Source organism: Parapedobacter pyrenivorans (assembly GCF_014636865.1).
Taxonomy (GTDB): domain Bacteria; phylum Bacteroidota; class Bacteroidia; order Sphingobacteriales; family Sphingobacteriaceae; genus Parapedobacter; species Parapedobacter pyrenivorans.
Map to the genome: position 1 here is coordinate 99,732 of NZ_BMER01000003.1, position 16,600 is coordinate 116,331.

The window sequence follows — 16,600 nt, forward strand, 5'->3', positions numbered from 1 at the left end:
CGCCTACATAAAGCAATATATATGCCGAATTCGCAGCGCTATTCCTTGGCCCTTTTACCAAATAAATAAACCTTCGATTCCTTACCTTTCAGTAAACGTTCTATATTTTTCTGATGGGTGATCAGAATCAATACGCAGATACACATGCCGTAAAGCAGCACCGACTTTACCGATGTATGAAACAGAAAAACAATGCTGAACGGAAAAGCAAATCCGGCACTGATGGAACTCAGCGATACATACCGCGTAAGGAGCAGCACGACAAGGAAAACGGACACACATACCAATGCGGCTTGGAAATGCACAGCCAGTATCATCCCAAACAGTGTAGCGACCCCTTTTCCACCCCTGAAGCCCGCAAAAATCGGAAACAGATGCCCTACTACCGCAATTACGCCCAAAGCTAGTTGATAATTAACAAATTGAGCAGCCGCTTGTGGACCGGTAACCGAAGGACCGATAAAATAAGCAAGATTAGTAGCCGTCCACCCTTTTAAGATGTCGATAAGCATTACGGCTACACCAGCCTTCGTACCGAGTACCCGGAAAGTGTTCGTGGCTCCTGCATTGCCGCTGCCATACTCCCGAACGTCCACGCCGTAAAAAGACTGGCCCAGCCATACCGCCGTGGGTATGGAGCCAAAACAATAGGCTAACAGGACAGCGCCGATCAAATAAATCGATATCATGAATTGCAAATTAACGAAAAAGAAGCAAAAAATAACACCTACTTTATTTAATCGACGACTTTTGCCTTTAAGCTCATATCCAAACTTTTTACGGAGTGCGTAAGCGCACCGATAGAAATATAGTTCACTCCCGCTTCTGCATAGTCACGGACATTTTCGTCGGTGATACCTCCAGATGCTTCCGTCACAAACCGGCCATTGATAAGTGCCACGGCTTCGCGCACCTGCTCGGGCCTGAAATTGTCCAGCATGATCCGCTCCACATTACCCACCTCCAACACCTGCCTGACCTCTTCGAGGTTCCGTACTTCTACCTCGATCGCTATGGGACGATCCAATGCATGACGATATTGATTTGCCCGTTCAATTGCGTTCTTAATTCCACCGGCGTAGTCCACGTGATTGTCTTTGATCAACATCATATCATACAAACCGAAACGGTGGTTTACGCCCCCCCCAATTGCCACAGCCTTTTTTTCCAAAAATCGAAGCAATGGAGTGGTTTTACGGGTATCCAACACCTCGGTACCTGTCCCTTCCAAGATAGCCGCAATCCGACGCGTGGTCGTCGCGATCCCACTCATGCGTTGCATGATGTTGAGTACAAGTCGTTCCGCAACCAAAATACTATGAATGTTTCCCTTCACCCGCAACGCAATGTCTCCCGTCTGAACAACTTGGCCATCGGTGACCATTGTAGTTATAGCGAGCGCTTCATCCACCTCGTGGAATACAGCAACTGCCTCTTCCAAGCCAGCGATGACACCTTGTTCCTTGATGATCAATTGGGCTTCGCCAACCTTCCCCTCGGGAATGGTAGACCGCGAAGTATGATCCCCGTCACCTACGTCTTCAGCAAGCGCAGCCGCGATAAAATGCCTCAGCTGCTTATTTTCTTCATGAGTCATTGGTCGTCGATAAAAAAGCTTACATGGTACACCAAGCCCGTTACGTCAGCTCGGATAAGTACATAAGCAATGCCGTTAAAACGCCGCTAAGATGGCTATTTAAAACAAAAAAGAAAGAATAAAAATAAAAATCGGATATGGGTGGTTAGTAAATTGGTTCAACGCGAAACTCGGTAACCTGAAACGCATTATCATTATTCGTCAGTTTGTAAGAAACCCGAAATGTATCCTTGGGGGTTTCAAGATTGAGTACCACGTACCTAAAATTGGGGTTTGAATCCAGTCGATGAGCGATTTTAACACTCGTAGGGGTGTTTTTCCCAAAGAAATCGCGCAGGATAATCTCCGCCTGCACGCGCGAGTAAATCCCTTCATCATTCAGCAAAGTCATGCTCACCGTAGACGAAAAATACTTAGACAGCTCCTTGGTATTTCCGCCTTTGATACACGATGCAATGTCGTCAATTACGTCATTGATATTAGCAAGGCACATTGTCATAGCTAAACACATTACTCCAGCCATCCCTGCTTTTCTGATCAATCTGATTCCCTTCACGTTCACTGTAGTTGTTTATTCAAATGTCAATTCTATTTTGGTAGCCAACAATATTATCGCTTTTGTCAGTAAAAAAGTGTAGATTTTTTTCTACAAAAGCTTTTTTTCACCATGCTTCTCGTTCACCGGACAACGTATAGCTAAAAACATGCCATCTTTTCCCTATGCCCAAAGCCCGCGCCTCCGTGAATCCGATTCCATGAAAATGCGTATATTTGCCCTGTGAACAACGAAAAGAAAATAGCGCTAATAATCTTAGATGGTTTAGGTTATGGCAAAAAGGATCAATCCAACGCTGTACTGGCTGCAAGCACCCCTTATTTAGATCAGTTGCTATCCCACTACCCCAATGCCAAACTAGAGGCCTCTGGAGAAGCTGTGGGTCTTCCGGCGGGTCAAATGGGCAATTCCGAGGTCGGCCACATGAATTTAGGCGCCGGAAGAGTGGTTTACCAAGAGCTTGGAAGAATTCACAAGGCGGTTGCCGATGGTGAGCTGGACGTAAACGAGACGTTACAGGAAGCTTTTCGGTATGCGAAAACCGCGAATAAGCGCGTGCATTTTATAGGGCTATTGTCTGATGGTGGAGTGCATGCACACACCAAGCATTTAAAGGGATTATGTAATGCGGCGAAGAATGCTGGATTGGCAAGCGATCAAGTGTTTGTACATGCATTTTTAGACGGTCGCGATACCGACCCTCGTTCCGGGATCACATATATTACTGATATCGAGCAATTTCTAACCACAAGTGTAGGAAGACTTGCTTCGGCCATTGGTCGATACTACGCCATGGATCGCGACAATCGATGGGAGCGGGTCAAACAGGCCTACGACCTCTTGGTAAACGGCGTTGGAACGCCCACACAAGACCTTGCCCAAGCCATCCAGCGTTCGTACGATGCCGGTGTTACCGATGAGTTTGTAAAACCCATCCTAAAAACAGACAACAATGGATCCGCTATTGCAACCATCCAAGATGGCGACGTAGTGATTTGCTTTAACTTCCGCACAGACCGCGGCCGTGAAATCACGATCGCACTCACGCAACAGGATTTTCCTGAATACGATATGCATCCGTTAAACGTACGTTACCTTACCATGACGACCTATGACGAAACGTTTAGGCATGTCGGTGTTCTGTTTCTTAAAGATAACCTTAGTAATACGCTTGGCGAGGTGTTGGCAGCGGGTACCAAAACACAGACCCGGATTGCCGAAACCGAAAAATACCCGCATGTGACGTTCTTCTTTTCCGGTGGACGTGAGCAGGTATTCGAAGGCGAGAACCGTATCCTCATCCCTTCTCCGAAGGTGGCGACGTATGATTTGCAGCCGGAAATGAGTGCTCAACGTGTTGCAGATGCCATCTGTGCCGATATGACCGCCAATAAGCCTGACTTCATTTGCCTCAATTTCGCGAATCCGGATATGGTAGGGCATACCGGTGTGTTCGACGCCGTCGTCAAAGCCGTTGAAACGGTTGACCGTTGCACGAAACAGGTTGTGGAATGTGGGCGCCAAGTAGGCTATACGTTCATCATCATCGCTGACCACGGAAATGCGGAATTCATGATCAATGATGACGGGTCCGTCAACACGGCACACACCACCAATCTAGTACCTTGTATCCTTATTGATGACGATTATCAAGCGATATCTGATGGCAAGTTGGGTGACATCGCACCCACTATCTTAAAGATCATGGGATTGCCCATCCCACCGGACATGACAGGGCATACGTTGATTTGATGCCGTATCCTAATGACCCAGCACCATCATATCCGACGTATGTGCCTCACCTGTGTGATTTTAGCATGGGGCGCCTCGTCCTGCAATGGGCCCAATAGCGCGTCCGTAGTCGGTTCTTCAACATCGTATTTCAGTTTGGTCGACTACTTCGACCGCGAAGCAACACGGCTGCAACAGCTCGCCCCTTCAATTGTCAAAACCGTAGCCAAAAATGGCGAACAGGAAAGTAAGGAAATCCGCATCATAGATTGGAGGGAAGAATTCGCGTTATTTATCGACGCTGACATCAACAAGCCTGCTTGGCAAAACAGTTACCATGTAGACAGCTCCAACGTATCGGCGGTAATCTATAAAAGCATAGACCCCAAATTGCGTACCGCTCAAATCACCGTCGAGAAGCAGGAAGACGGATCGGTTACGCACATTCAGATTATCAACAAAGTTAGCAATATGCTCTACCATACGGATGAAGAGCTTGACTATTACCCTGATTCCTTATACCGAATTGTCAAACGGCAAGGGGTGCGGGTCATTGGCGAAAGTGACTACACGGTGATAGGCAAATGGAAATAAAAAAGGCTATGGCATCAACCTGCCATAGCCTCTAGATTCGCCTACACCAATCAATTATTTCAGGTTATCGCGATAGACTTTAGCCTTTCTGATTTCCGTTTGAATATCCTTTTTCCCTGGGGTCATCGCCAGCACCTGTTCAAAATCCACAATGCTTTTATCGTACGCCTCAGTTGCAACCACTTTGTCGTAGTTGGCCGTACCCGCCGTTCCCCGCAAAATACCTAAATCCCGATAGGCAATACCTCTATTTTGATAATATTTTACATCGCCGTTATTTAGATCGATGGCTTTCGTATAATCTGCAATCGCCGTATTCAGCATCTTCTCCCGGTTGCCCGAACTGATCTTGGTCTCGGTTTGAACAGCAAGGATATTATTGGCCTTCCCCCGGTAATAGTATGCAGACTCATGGTCGGGCCGCAATTGGATGACTTTACCAAACGCATCCAGCGCTTTCCTATACTCTCCGATTTGATAATGCGAATACCCTAACATATACATGACATCCGGATCGCCAGCCTCGGCAGGAAGCGCTTTCTGCAAGTGGGTGGCGGCGGCCTTAAAATCACCATCAATCAGTGCTTTCTGCCCCAGCCGTACGTGGGGATTGCTGGGAGCGGTTTCCGTTGTTTGCGCTTGTGCTACTAATGTAGTGAAACACAGCATCCCGACTACAATACCACAGTTAAGCTTGTTAAAAAACATGTTTAAATAATCTCGTTTCATCACTATTAAATTATACAAATCCTTTATGCATTACCGGTTGCACGCGGCTCGGTAAGTCGCTAATATTTCCCACTACTGCAATTTCCGTGCTACAAACATAGCGATAAGCTTCGCTCCCTGCAACACCACCGTCACGGAATTTTAACTTTAAACTCCAAAACGATTATTTTATTATTTTAAGAACTGCGTTTTATCGCAAAACATACTATATTAGCGATAAATCCATATGCAACTAATCAATGTACGCAGTGCAACCGGCCTTCTTGTTCCCAAGCTGACTTTTTTGCAGTATGTATACCTTAATAATATTACTTAACAGCGAAATAGCAAAGAAGTTTACTATTGGCATAGGCATTGCAATTACTTAATAGTTATACATAGTTGAGTTAGCACAGAGTTCATGGCTGCCAATATGGCGCCACATCATAGACGAAAAGATATTCATGAGCAATTTTGATCCATTTGATTTTAACCAGGCAATCCCTATCATAAATGAAGATACTGAATTCTTCCCCTTGTTGAGCCAACAAGATGAAGATGAGATGAGCAATGCCGATCTTCCCGAATCACTTTCTATTCTCCCCCTACGAAACACCGTGTTATTCCCCGGCGTGGTCATTCCGATCACAGTAGGCAGGGACAAATCCATTAAATTGGTAAAGGAGGCATACAAAGGCGACCGCATTATCGGTGTGGTGGCGCAAGAGAACATGACGATCGAGGACCCGACGTTTGAGCAACTCTATCAGGTGGGCACCGTAGCCATGATTATCAAAATACTGCAGATGCCCGATGGCAATACGACTGTTATTATACAGGGCAAACAGCGTTTCAGATTACGTGGCCTTATTCAAAACGAGCCCTACATCAAAGCGCAGATTGAACGCTTCGAAGAGAAAAAACACAAAGCGAATCGGGAGTTCAATGCGTTGATTTCTTCCATCAAAGAGATGGCCTTGCAGATCATTCAGCTTTCCCCGCACATACCCAGCGAGGCAGGCATTGCTATCAAAAATATTGAGAGCCCGGCTTTTCTCATCAATTTCATTTCTTCCAACCTCAATGCCGATCTCGAATTCAAGCAGCAATTGCTGGAAATCGCTGATTTAGACAAACGAGCATCCAAAGTACTCGAACAACTCAATGTAGAACTTCAACTATTGGAGCTCAAGAACCAAATACAGAATAAGGTAAGGGGTGATCTTGACAAACAGCAACGGGATTATTTCCTTAACCAGCAATTGAAGACCATCCAGGAAGAATTGGGCGGCAACACGCCCGACCTGGAAATGGAAGATCTGCGCAAACGTGCTCGGACAAAAAAATGGTCTAAAGAGGTCAATGAGCATTTCGGCAAAGAACTTGACAAACTGGCCCGCATCAATCCTGCCGCGGCCGATTATTCGGTACAACTCAATTACCTGGAATTGATACTGGAGTTGCCGTGGAATTATTTCACGAAAGACAATTTCGACCTTGTTCGTGCCAAGCGTGTTTTAGATCGGGATCATTATGGGTTGGAAAAAGTAAAGCAGCGTATCATCGAATACTTGGCAGTATTGAAGCTAAAACATAACATGAAGGCCCCCATCTTATGCCTGGTTGGCCCACCGGGGGTGGGAAAAACATCACTGGGCAAATCCATCGCGAAAGCACTCGGGCGAAAATATGCACGTATGGCGCTGGGCGGGATCCGCGATGAAGCTGAAATCAGGGGCCACCGCAAAACCTATATCGGTGCAATGCCGGGACGTATCATCCAATCATTGAAGAAAGCCGGCACGTCAAATCCGGTGTTCGTACTCGATGAAATCGATAAGGTAGGGAGTGACTTCCGGGGAGATCCCTCTTCTGCGTTACTTGAAGTGCTCGATCCTGAGCAAAACAGCGCGTTTTATGACCACTATGTGGAGCTGGATTATGACTTATCCAATGTGATGTTCATTGCCACAGCTAATTCGTTGAGCAATATACAGCCCGCGCTGCTAGACCGCATGGAGATCATCGAAGTTAACGGCTACACCATTGAGGAAAAAATTGAGATCGCGAAGAAACACCTCATTCCGAAACAGCGGGAGTCACACGGGCTCCAGGCAAAAGATTTTTCCGTTCGATCCAAAGTCATCGAGAAAATCATCGACGAATACACACGCGAATCGGGCGTACGCGGTTTGGAAAAGAAAATCGGTTCTATTGTTCGCGGAGTGGCTACCCACCTGGTGATGGAAGACCCGCTTCAGAAACCAATCGATGCCACAATCGTAGAAAAAATCCTCGGTGCGCCGATATTCGACAAAGAATATTATGAAAACAACGAAGTAGCCGGCGTCGTTACCGGACTCGCGTGGACACAGGTTGGTGGTGATATCCTCTTTATCGAATCGAGTCTGAGCCCCGGAAAGGGCAAATTGACATTAACGGGCAATTTGGGCGAGGTGATGAAAGAATCGGCAAGCATCGCTATGGCCTATCTCCGTGCAAATGCCAGCGAATTCGACATTGATTACCGCGTCTTCGACAAATGGGACGTCCACGTCCATGTGCCAGCAGGCGCCACGCCTAAAGACGGTCCTTCAGCTGGCATCACCATGCTTACCGCATTGGCATCGAGTTTTACGCAACGTAAAGTAAAGGAAAAGCTGGCCATGACAGGCGAAATCACGCTGCGTGGCAGGGTGCTGCCAGTAGGTGGCATCAAAGAGAAAATTTTAGCTGCCAAACGGGCCAATATCAAAGAGGTAATTCTTTCTAAAGCAAATCGAAAAGATATTCTGGAAATCAAGGAGGATTATATCCGTGACCTCACATTCCACTATGTTTCCGAAATGCACGAAGTTGTCAATATCGCTTTGCTGAAGCAGCAGGTCAAAAAGCCTAAACAACTGCTACAGGATGAAGTATAATGCCAGACCCCATCGTCCTTTTGTTTATATAAATTAATTATTATCTTAGCTTCATGCTTACAGAATCGCTGATTATCTTGGCGTTAATCCTCTTGAATGGCATTTTGTCGGCTTCCGAAATTGCCATCGTATCAAGTCGGAAAGCCCGTCTACAAGTGCTCGTCGACCGGAAGAACGCCACAGCCAAACAAGTACTTAAACTGAAGGATGCCCCCAACCAATTCCTTTCCACCGTACAGATCGGCATCACACTTATTGGCATTCTGACAGGTATTTTCGGCGGGGCCACGATTGCGCAACGCTTGGACGTTTACCTATCGGAGGTACGCTGGCTTGACGGCTATAGCTCCCAAATCTCGGTTTTGATTGTTGTTATCGCGATTACTTTCCTCACCTTGGTATTCGGGGAATTGGTACCGAAACGCATTGGCTTGGCCATGCCCGAAAAATATGCAATGGTCGTGGCATTCCCCATGAAGTTCCTCAGCAAGGCGGTGGCACCTTTTGTGTGGCTGCTAAGCATGACCACCGAGGGTGTAGTTCGCTTGCTCAATATCAAGACTTCCCAAAATGCGGTTACAGAAGAGGAAATCAAAGCGCTTGTGGACGAAGGTGCTGACATTGGTGCCATCGAGCACATCGAGCACGAAATTGTGGATCGGGTTTTCAGTCTTGGTGACAAAAGGGCCACCAACTTAATGACCCACCGCAGTAACATCGTGTGGTTGGATATCAATGACGGGTATGAGGTGCATCGCAGTACCATATTAAAGAACGGGCATACGGTATATCCGGTATGTCAGGGTGGGTTGGACAATATTACGGGCGTAGTGCATATTAAATCGCTGCTTAACCAATACTTGATCGAACAGCCTATTCAACTCCAAGAGCTAGCCCAGCCGCTTAACTATGTGCACGAAAACAGCTCGGCATATAGCATCCTGAATAAGTTCAAGACGTCCAGAATACATCAGGCAATTGTCCTTGATGAGTATGGATCATTGCAAGGCATCGTCACGATCAACGATATTCTAAGCAGCCTCGTTGGGGACATCTCGGATGGCGATACCGCCGAAAAGCCGGAAATCATTGCGCGTGAAGACGGGAGCTTGTTGATCGACGGTCAATATCAGCTAGATGACCTCTTCTCGGCACTCAATATCGACGCTTCCGACGAGGAAGAAGATGAGTTAAGCAGTATCAATACCATTGCAGGACTTATCCTGCTTAAGTTGGGCAATATGCCCACCCCCGGCGAGCGCATGCGGTGGAAGGATCATGAGTTTGAAGTGATGGATATGGACGGTAATCGGATAGACAAGGTATTGGTGACCTACTTAGGCTAGCTAATAATTCCTTTTTCCAGCAATTCATGCTCCATCTGCTGCTGTAGCGCCAATGCTTCTTCCCGGGCTTTCTCAGCAAAATCGGTTCCTTTGGAGGCATAGATAATGGAGCGGGTTGCATTGACAAGCAGCCCGCAGTCGGTATTCATGCCATATTTACAGACCTCACTCAAGCTTCCTCCTTGCGCCCCTACCCCAGGCACCAACAGAAAATGGTTTGGTGCATGTTTACGGATGGTAGCAAAAGCTTCCCCGCGCGTGGCACCTACCACATACATCAGATTGGTTACATCACCCCACGTATTGGTCTGCCGAATAACCTGCTCGAAAAGCTGCTGCCCATTTACATCCCGGCCAACTTGGAAATCCAATCCGCCTGCATTGGAGGTAAGCGCCAAGACGATCCCCCATTTGCCGGAAAATTCAAGAAAGGGTTTGACGGAGTCGTGCCCCATATAGGGAGCAATTGTAATGGCATCAAATCCCAGTCCTGACGTTTGCTGCTCAAAAAAGGCCTTCGCATACATCTTGGAAGTATTGCCGATATCCCCACGTTTTGCATCGGCGATACTCAGGCAGTCTTTTGGAAGCGCAGCCCATGTTTTCTGTAGACTTTTCCATCCGGCTACCCCCCTGCTTTCGTAAAACGCGATGTTAGGTTTATAAGCCACGCACAGATCGGCAGTTGCCGCAATAATTTGGCGATTGAATTCAAAAACAGGATCTTCATGATCAAGAAGGTGCTGTGGTATTTTATCGATGTCGGTATCAAGGCCGACGCACAGGAAGGACCGCTTGGTTTTAATTTGATGGATAAGTTCGTTCCGGGTCATAGCGGGATATGCTTTTCGTTCCCGCAAACCTAAGACAAAAATCGTTGTTAAAAAATAAAAACCTTATATTTACTCGGTAGTAATGGCCTCCATATTTATAACACGCAATGTCCCCGCGCTCATCAAACAATCGTTGGTCGACGAGGGACATACACTTTCCGAGTGGACAGAAAAACGGGATCTCACCGCTGACGAATTAATTCGACATGCTCAACGTTGTGATGCATTGTTCAGCGTCGGCGCGAATCAAATTAACAAATCGTTCCTCAATGCATGTAAACATCTGCGTGTCATCGCATTATGCAGTGTAGGCTATGACCAAGCAAATGTTACCGAAGCTACCAAACTCGGTATCCCCATCGGCAACACGCCGGGCGTACTGAGTAAAGCAACTGCCGACGTGGCGTTCCTGCTGATGCAGAATGTAGCCCGTAAAGCCATCCACAAACACAAGGAAATCCTACGCGGAAATTGGGGCTTTTTTGATCCCATGGCCGATCTCGGCATAGAACTACAGGGTAAAACCCTTGGAATATTCGGCTTAGGTCGTATCGGCTACGAAATGGCCAAGAGTTGCCGCGGCGCTTTTGACATGCGAGTTATCTATCACAACAGAGGGCGCAACGAAATGGCCGAAACGGAATTGGATGCCGGCAGCGTATCGTTTGAAGAGTTATTGCAACAAAGCGATGTACTGAGTGTACATGCTAACCTCAACAAAGAAACACGTGGGCTGTTTAATCGTGATGCATTCTCCAAAATGAAAGCATCAGCCATCTTTATCAATACCTCGCGGGGATCTTTGCACAATGAATCGGACCTTAGGCAGGCCCTTGAAAGTGGTACGATTTGGGGAGCAGGATTGGATGTAACCGCCCCGGAGCCGATGGCTCCCGACAACCCGCTGCTTCTGCTACCCAATGTGGCCGTCCTTCCGCACATCGGCTCGGCAACAATCGAAACACGGATGAAGATGATGCAGTTGACCGTCGAAAACCTAATTGCCGGACTGGCCGGTAAGCGTCTGCCCTACTGTGTGAATCCCGAAGTCTATGAAGGGTAATTATTCTGCAATCAGCTTATTGATAAAATCCGCTACTTCGGGGCGACTGTAATCCGCCATTCCCTCGTGTTTAGTTGCGATCTGCCCCTGCTTATCAAGTATTAGGGTGGTCGGAATGGCACCCCCAAGCCAATGATCCGGAATATCACCCGAAGGTACATGAACAGGCAGGCTTAGCTTCTTGCTGTCCATGAATTGTTTGGACTTTTCATACTGATTGTCTACATCGACCATTACGAAAACGATTTGCTCGTTATCTTTAAATTGTTGGTAAAGCTTATCGATAGATGGCATTTCAGCGATACAGGGCGGACACCACGTGGCCCAGAAATTAACAAACACTACTTTCCCTTCTTGGTTAGCCGCGTCAATACGGTTTCCTTCGCCATCCGAAAAAAACACGGACGGCTTTCCTGCTACGCTTGCCGATGCCTTTTCCGGATTTTCGGCCACACGTTCCAAATCCGGCTTGAACAGGCCGATTTTCATTAAGCCGCGGCTCACCCAGGCCTTCGTATCCGGACTGAACAATAAGACGACAACAAACGCGCCTAAAACAACGGTGAGGATCGTGGAAATTTTAACTTTCTTCATATCAGCAATACAGTGCACAAAAAACAAAGGTAGGCAAAAAACAGCTCATTTGTCTCATAGCTCACCCTCTACACCCAAGCCAAATAGGGCAAAATCATATTTAACGGGGTCGTCCGCATCCAATAGCCTCAGGTTGCCCGTCAATTCACAGGCCGTTTTCCAATCGGATTGCTTTCGTTGGATCAGCCCCAATGTACGCGCCACCCGCTCTACATGTACGTCACAGGGACAAACCAATTGAGACGGTACCATTCGCCGCCATAATCCGAAATCGACTCCGCGATCATCTCGGCGGACCATCCAGCGCAAAAACATATTCAACCGTTTACATGCCGAGTTCTGCAATGGCGAACTGATATGCTTTCGGGTACGTAGCGGGTAATCCGGAAGGCTAAAGAAATAGGTACGGAAATGGTTCAACGCTTGTGCGATGTCAAAAGTTGAATCGGTTAACGCTCCCAAATAACAAGCGGGTGATGAAGGAGCGCCGACCTCGGGCACTACGGGAAAATCATCCACGTATTCCGTTCTAAATTCGCGGTTTACCGTGGGCGGAATAAAAGCATCTTCCAATGAGTCGTACCGGGCATAATGCATACGGAAAAAACTAACAAAGTAAAGCAGGTCGGTATCGTTAAACGTGCGGTGCTTGAATCCCAGCAACGACTTGAGATCGCCTGCCTGGTGATTCTTAATAAAATCAAACGGTGAGCCTTCCATACGATGAATCAGCTCGTTACACTTGTTGATGATGGTTTTCCGTTGGCCCCAAGCCAGCACAGCCGCGAAAAAACCCGCAATCTCCACGTCCTGTTTGCACGTAAACCGATGGGGAATACAAATGGGGTCATTTTCGATAAAGCCCGGCCGGTTATATGCGTCTACTTTGCGGTCCAGAAAACCCTTTATGTCATGCTGCCGATCGGCAAAGATCCCCTCAATCTGTGTCATTTACGTTCCACCACATTAGCCCAACGCCTGCGCTAAATCAGCCAACAAGTCGTCGATATCTTCTACACCTACGCTGATGCGGATCAGGTTGTCTACCACCCCCACTTTTTCCCGCACGTCTTTCGGAATCGAACCATGCGTCATGGTAGCCGGATGGTTGATCAACGATTCTACGCCACCCAGTGACTCTGCCAATGTAAATACCTTAAAAGACGACGCGACCTTGAATGTATCTTCGAGCGACGCGTCTTTGAGCACGATGGATACCATCCCGCCAAAATCACGCATCTGCTTTTTCGCAACAGCGTGCCCGGGGTGGTCTTCAAAACCAGGCCAATAAATTCTATCGATTCTTGGATGTTTTTTCAAGTATTCAGCCACCTTGCGGCCGTTTTCACAATGGGCTTTCATGCGAAGGTGCAAGGTTTTTATCCCACGCAATACCAGGAAGCTATCTTGCGGCCCTGGTGTACCACCGCAGGCGTTATAGTAAAAAAACAACTGATCATACAATTCCCTGTCGTTAACGACTAAAGCTCCCATCACCACATCGGAATGCCCGCCGATATATTTGGTTACCGAGTGCATCACGATGTCGGCCCCCAGATCCAGCGGATTTTGCAAGTACGGAGATGCAAACGTATTATCAACTGCAAAAAGCACGTTTGCGGCCCTGGCCACCCGCCCAATCGCTTCAATATCTGCTAGCTTTAAGGTAGGGTTTGTTGGGGTCTCAATCCAGATCAAACGGGTATTATCGTTGATCTTTGCCGCGATGTGGTCGGGTTCTGATGTATCGACAAAATGGAATTTTATACCGTAATGCGCAAACACCTTGGTAAAGATCCGGTACGATCCACCATACAGGTCATCCCCGGTAATCACTTCATCACCGGGTTTAAGCAGCTTCAGCACCGTTTCCGTCGCCGCCATTCCGCTGGAAAAAGCCAGTCCGTGACTACCGTTTTCTAACGCAGCGACACAGTCCTCCAAGGCTTTCCGAGTAGGGTTGGTACCCCGTGAATACTCATAACCCTTATGGTCGCCCGGCGCGGCCTGTTGATACGTAGATGTTTGGAAGATGGGGGTCATCACCGCGCCCGTTGTCGGGTCAGCGTGTTGTCCAGCATGGATGGCTTTTGTCGCAAACTTATATCCCATGATTGTCAAAAAATTTAAATCGAAGTAACGGGGTAAAGTTATCAAACTTTAGCGAGTAAACGAATTCACAGTGGTGGAATGCCAATCAAAATTGCAGTGGAGAAGGATAGCTAAACTGGTAAGCCAAATCACTTATCAGCCGCTTTGGCGACACGACCTTGGCTGTTTTGTCAGTTTCCGAATACCCCAGTGGCAGGTCGTAGCCATACGCGGCGGCAGAAGCTTCAATCACATCCTTCTTCAGTGGATGTTCAGGGCAAACGAGATTGTAGGTTTTACCTTGCGATTCTTGCGCAATCATTGCCCGAATAACGCCATAAACATCGACTACATGCACGGAATTGGCGGTTTGATAGCCGATATCACAGATTTTGCCGGCGAAGTATTTCGCCATAATACGATCGAGTCCAAACAATCCGCCCAATCGCAGCACGTTCAAATTGGGGTATGCAGTTTTAAGCTTGGATTCTCCCAGCAGAAGCTTATTATCTAGTACCTTGTCGGAAAATGTGTCTTCCGCAATGGTGGCGCTCACCTTGGGATAAATACCCACCGAACCGAAAAAGAACGATTGGCGGAATGTCATTCCCGCCAAAAAAGTCAGCAATTTCGTGAAACGATGGCTCGCTACATCAATATGGTCCTTACGCTTAATCGGCACACTGATAATCGCAACATCAAACACTTCCTGCTCAAAACGAGGGATGGGTCCCTTATGATCAAAATCGGCAACGAGCGAATGTAATCCCATCTTCCTCAATTGCCCGGCTTTATCCGGTGAGGTGCAGGTCGCCCATATCCGATGCCCCGCCCCAAGCATTTCGGCAGCGACATACGTACCTACCCATCCACAGCCAACAATCAGTATATCCATTTAGCCGATCTGCTAATTTAGTAAGCTTTTGCAAACAGTACACGTTGGGTCGATGGCTTCCCGGTACGTATACATACACCTGCTTCAGCTTTGTTGTTCAACGGTATACAACGGATCGTTGCCTTAGTTTCCTCCTTAATGAGTTTTTCGGTCTCAGCGGTACCATCCCAGTGGGCGGCCACAAAGCCACCATTTCCATCGAGCACCTCCTTAAATTGGTCGTACGTATCCACTGCTATGGTATTGGCATCACGGAATGCCCTCGCTTTATCATAGATATTGCGCTGAATATCCGCCAACAGTTGTTCGATTCGATCCGACAGGCCCGCTTGAGGTACCGTTTCTTTGGCTTGCGTGTCGCGGCGAGCTATTTCTACCGTGCCACTTTGCATATCGCGCGTGCCCACAGCGATACGAACCGGCACGCCTTTCAATTCCCACTCAGCAAATTTGAATCCCGGCCGCTGGGTATCGCGGTCGTCATACTTGATGGAAATTCCCTTAGCTTTCAATTCGCCGATTAGTACATCCACTAAGTTTCCAATCGCCTGCCGTTCGTCTTCCGTCTTATAGATCGGCACGACAACAACCTGTATAGGCGCGAGCTTGGGTGGCAGTACCAACCCCTGATCATCCGAATGTGCCATGATCAGTGCACCGATCAATCGGGTAGATACCCCCCACGACGTAGCCCAGACATGATCCAGCTTCCCTTCCTTCGATGTGAACTTTACATCAAATGCCTTGGCGAAATTCTGCCCTAGAAAATGGGAAGTGCCTGCCTGCAGTGCCTTTCCATCCTGCATCAACGCCTCGATACACAAGGTATCCAATGCACCCGCAAACCGCTCATTTTCACTTTTCCGCCCCCGTACCACGGGCAGTGCCATCCAGTTCTCCGCAAAGTCGGCATATACTTCCAACATGCGGTGTGCTTCCACTACGGCCTCTTCTTCCGTTGCATGGGCAGTATGCCCTTCCTGCCACAAAAATTCGGCAGTACGCAAAAACAACCGGGTACGCATTTCCCACCGGACCACATTGGCCCACTGATTTACTAAAATCGGCAAATCGCGATAAGACTCGATCCATCCGCGGTAGGTATTCCAGATGATGGTCTCCGAGGTTGGCCTTACAATCAACTCCTCCTCCAATTTGGCATCTTCATCGACCACAATGTTACCAGCGCCATCATTTTTCAATCGGTAGTGAGTTACTACTGCACATTCTGTGGCAAAGCCCTCCACGTGGGACGCCTCCTTGGAGAAAAATGATTTTGGAATGAACAACGGGAAATAAGCATTGCTGTGGCCAGTGTCTTTAAACATTTTGTCCAAAGCCGCCTGCATCTTTTCCCAAATGGCGTAGCCATAGGGTTTGATGACCATACACCCCCGCACGGCGGAGTGTTCGGCGAGGTCAGCCTTTGCAACAAGTTCATTGTACCATTGGGAATAATCCGTTTCGCGGCTCGTAATTCCTTTGCTCATCGTTGATTTTCTGTAAAATTATTATAACATTTGCGGATTGACGCACGTATTGAATTTCGCCTAGCAAAGGTATATGGTTTTGTCAAATTACCGAATAAAAAATGATCCGACAATTAAACCAATCTCCTATAAAACAGTCTATACGTACAAAAGCATGGGCTTTAACCAAACGAAAGGA

At 47.5% G+C, this 16,600-nt stretch carries 15 protein-coding genes; 5 read left to right on the forward strand and 10 right to left on the reverse strand.

Translation table 11 applies throughout. The features are described from left to right. Positions 1 to 38: 38 nt before the first annotated feature. The 3 genes from plsY to IEV98_RS15220 all read right to left on the reverse strand — a co-directional run bounded on the left by plsY (position 39) and on the right by IEV98_RS15220 (position 2,096). Complete coding sequence (plsY, locus tag IEV98_RS15210) at positions 39 to 689, reverse strand: glycerol-3-phosphate 1-O-acyltransferase PlsY (RefSeq protein WP_188506881.1); 651 nt, start codon at positions 687 to 689, stop codon at positions 39 to 41. Positions 690 to 736: 47 nt separating this feature from the next. Then, positions 737 to 1,597 (reverse strand): carboxylating nicotinate-nucleotide diphosphorylase, encoded by an 861-nt coding sequence (gene nadC / locus IEV98_RS15215; RefSeq protein WP_188506882.1) that lies wholly within the window; start codon positions 1,595 to 1,597, stop codon positions 737 to 739. Positions 1,598 to 1,742: 145 nt separating this feature from the next. Beyond that, the gene (locus IEV98_RS15220) at positions 1,743 to 2,096 is read right to left on the reverse strand and encodes a DUF4783 domain-containing protein (RefSeq protein ID WP_188506883.1); all 354 of its coding nucleotides are present in this window, start codon (positions 2,094 to 2,096) and stop codon (positions 1,743 to 1,745) included. A 279-nt stretch (positions 2,097 to 2,375) separates the two neighbouring features. Here IEV98_RS15220 and gpmI point away from each other — a divergent pair, with 279 nt between their 5' ends. After that, positions 2,376 to 3,905 carry a 2,3-bisphosphoglycerate-independent phosphoglycerate mutase gene (gene gpmI / locus IEV98_RS15225; protein WP_188506884.1) on the forward strand — a complete coding sequence of 510 codons (1,530 nt, stop codon included), beginning with the start codon at positions 2,376 to 2,378 and terminating at the stop codon, positions 3,903 to 3,905. A 12-nt stretch (positions 3,906 to 3,917) separates the two neighbouring features. Continuing rightward, positions 3,918 to 4,478, forward strand: coding sequence for a hypothetical protein (locus tag IEV98_RS15230; protein ID WP_188506885.1), 561 nt, complete (start codon positions 3,918 to 3,920; stop codon positions 4,476 to 4,478). A gap of 54 nt (positions 4,479 to 4,532) precedes the next feature. Here IEV98_RS15230 and IEV98_RS15235 read toward each other — a convergent pair whose 3' ends face one another. Next, positions 4,533 to 5,186 carry a tetratricopeptide repeat protein gene (locus IEV98_RS15235; protein WP_229738784.1) on the reverse strand — a complete coding sequence of 218 codons (654 nt, stop codon included), beginning with the start codon at positions 5,184 to 5,186 and terminating at the stop codon, positions 4,533 to 4,535. Between the two features lie 464 nt (positions 5,187 to 5,650). Here IEV98_RS15235 and lon point away from each other — a divergent pair, with 464 nt between their 5' ends. Together lon and IEV98_RS15245 are read left to right on the forward strand one after the other, a co-directional pair. Then, positions 5,651 to 8,110: an endopeptidase La gene (lon, locus tag IEV98_RS15240; protein ID WP_188506887.1), complete on the forward strand. Its 2,460-nt coding sequence runs from the start codon at positions 5,651 to 5,653 to the stop codon at positions 8,108 to 8,110. A gap of 53 nt (positions 8,111 to 8,163) precedes the next feature. Further along, positions 8,164 to 9,456: a hemolysin family protein gene (locus IEV98_RS15245; RefSeq protein WP_188506888.1), complete on the forward strand. Its 1,293-nt coding sequence runs from the start codon at positions 8,164 to 8,166 to the stop codon at positions 9,454 to 9,456. Here the strand turns inward: IEV98_RS15245 and pyrF are convergent. After that, on the reverse strand, positions 9,453 to 10,289 hold the full coding sequence (gene pyrF / locus IEV98_RS15250; protein WP_188506889.1) for an orotidine-5'-phosphate decarboxylase: 837 nt from the start codon (positions 10,287 to 10,289) through the stop codon (positions 9,453 to 9,455). The two genes, IEV98_RS15245 and pyrF, sit on opposite strands and share 4 nt — an antisense overlap. A gap of 82 nt (positions 10,290 to 10,371) precedes the next feature. Here pyrF and IEV98_RS15255 point away from each other — a divergent pair, with 82 nt between their 5' ends. After that, the gene (locus tag IEV98_RS15255) at positions 10,372 to 11,352 is read left to right on the forward strand and encodes a 2-hydroxyacid dehydrogenase (RefSeq protein ID WP_188506890.1); all 981 of its coding nucleotides are present in this window, start codon (positions 10,372 to 10,374) and stop codon (positions 11,350 to 11,352) included. Here IEV98_RS15255 and IEV98_RS15260 read toward each other — a convergent pair whose 3' ends face one another. The 5 genes from IEV98_RS15260 to proS all read right to left on the reverse strand — a co-directional run bounded on the left by IEV98_RS15260 (position 11,353) and on the right by proS (position 16,422). Beyond that, positions 11,353 to 11,946 carry a TlpA family protein disulfide reductase gene (locus IEV98_RS15260; RefSeq protein ID WP_188506891.1) on the reverse strand — a complete coding sequence of 198 codons (594 nt, stop codon included), beginning with the start codon at positions 11,944 to 11,946 and terminating at the stop codon, positions 11,353 to 11,355. It abuts the gene before it with no gap. A gap of 54 nt (positions 11,947 to 12,000) precedes the next feature. Next, positions 12,001 to 12,897, reverse strand: coding sequence for a TIGR02757 family protein (locus IEV98_RS15265; RefSeq protein ID WP_188506892.1), 897 nt, complete (start codon positions 12,895 to 12,897; stop codon positions 12,001 to 12,003). A 15-nt stretch (positions 12,898 to 12,912) separates the two neighbouring features. After that, positions 12,913 to 14,058: a cystathionine gamma-synthase gene (locus IEV98_RS15270; protein ID WP_188506893.1), complete on the reverse strand. Its 1,146-nt coding sequence runs from the start codon at positions 14,056 to 14,058 to the stop codon at positions 12,913 to 12,915. Between the two features lie 85 nt (positions 14,059 to 14,143). Further along, entirely contained in the window at positions 14,144 to 14,932 is a 789-nt protein-coding gene (locus IEV98_RS15275) for a Rossmann-fold NAD(P)-binding domain-containing protein (RefSeq protein WP_188506894.1), read from the reverse strand. 17 nt (positions 14,933 to 14,949) lie between these two features. Further along, positions 14,950 to 16,422: a proline--tRNA ligase gene (proS, locus tag IEV98_RS15280; RefSeq protein WP_188506895.1), complete on the reverse strand. Its 1,473-nt coding sequence runs from the start codon at positions 16,420 to 16,422 to the stop codon at positions 14,950 to 14,952. Between the last annotated feature and the right edge of the window lie 178 nt (positions 16,423 to 16,600).

Excerpts from the sequence above, each read along its gene's own strand:
- IEV98_RS15270 (WP_188506893.1), bottom strand. The coding sequence starts at position 14,058 with ATGGGATATAAGTTTGCGACAAAAGCCATCCATGCTGGACAACACGCT.
- IEV98_RS15245 (WP_188506888.1), top strand. The coding sequence starts at position 8,164 with ATGCTTACAGAATCGCTGATTATCTTGGCGTTAATCCTCTTGAATGGC.
- IEV98_RS15230 (WP_188506885.1), top strand. The coding sequence starts at position 3,918 with ATGACCCAGCACCATCATATCCGACGTATGTGCCTCACCTGTGTGATT.
- IEV98_RS15255 (WP_188506890.1), top strand. The coding sequence starts at position 10,372 with ATGGCCTCCATATTTATAACACGCAATGTCCCCGCGCTCATCAAACAA.
- IEV98_RS15220 (WP_188506883.1), bottom strand. The coding sequence starts at position 2,096 with ATGACAATGTGCCTTGCTAATATCAATGACGTAATTGACGACATTGCA.
- IEV98_RS15265 (WP_188506892.1), bottom strand. The coding sequence starts at position 12,897 with ATGACACAGATTGAGGGGATCTTTGCCGATCGGCAGCATGACATAAAG.
- IEV98_RS15275 (WP_188506894.1), bottom strand. The coding sequence starts at position 14,932 with ATGGATATACTGATTGTTGGCTGTGGATGGGTAGGTACGTATGTCGCT.
- pyrF (WP_188506889.1), bottom strand. The coding sequence starts at position 10,289 with ATGACCCGGAACGAACTTATCCATCAAATTAAAACCAAGCGGTCCTTC.
- IEV98_RS15235 (WP_229738784.1), bottom strand. The coding sequence starts at position 5,186 with ATGTTTTTTAACAAGCTTAACTGTGGTATTGTAGTCGGGATGCTGTGT.
- IEV98_RS15260 (WP_188506891.1), bottom strand. The coding sequence starts at position 11,946 with ATGAAGAAAGTTAAAATTTCCACGATCCTCACCGTTGTTTTAGGCGCG.
- plsY (WP_188506881.1), bottom strand. The coding sequence starts at position 689 with ATGATATCGATTTATTTGATCGGCGCTGTCCTGTTAGCCTATTGTTTT.
- lon (WP_188506887.1), top strand. The coding sequence starts at position 5,651 with ATGAGCAATTTTGATCCATTTGATTTTAACCAGGCAATCCCTATCATA.
- proS (WP_188506895.1), bottom strand. The coding sequence starts at position 16,422 with ATGAGCAAAGGAATTACGAGCCGCGAAACGGATTATTCCCAATGGTAC.
- nadC (WP_188506882.1), bottom strand. The coding sequence starts at position 1,597 with ATGACTCATGAAGAAAATAAGCAGCTGAGGCATTTTATCGCGGCTGCG.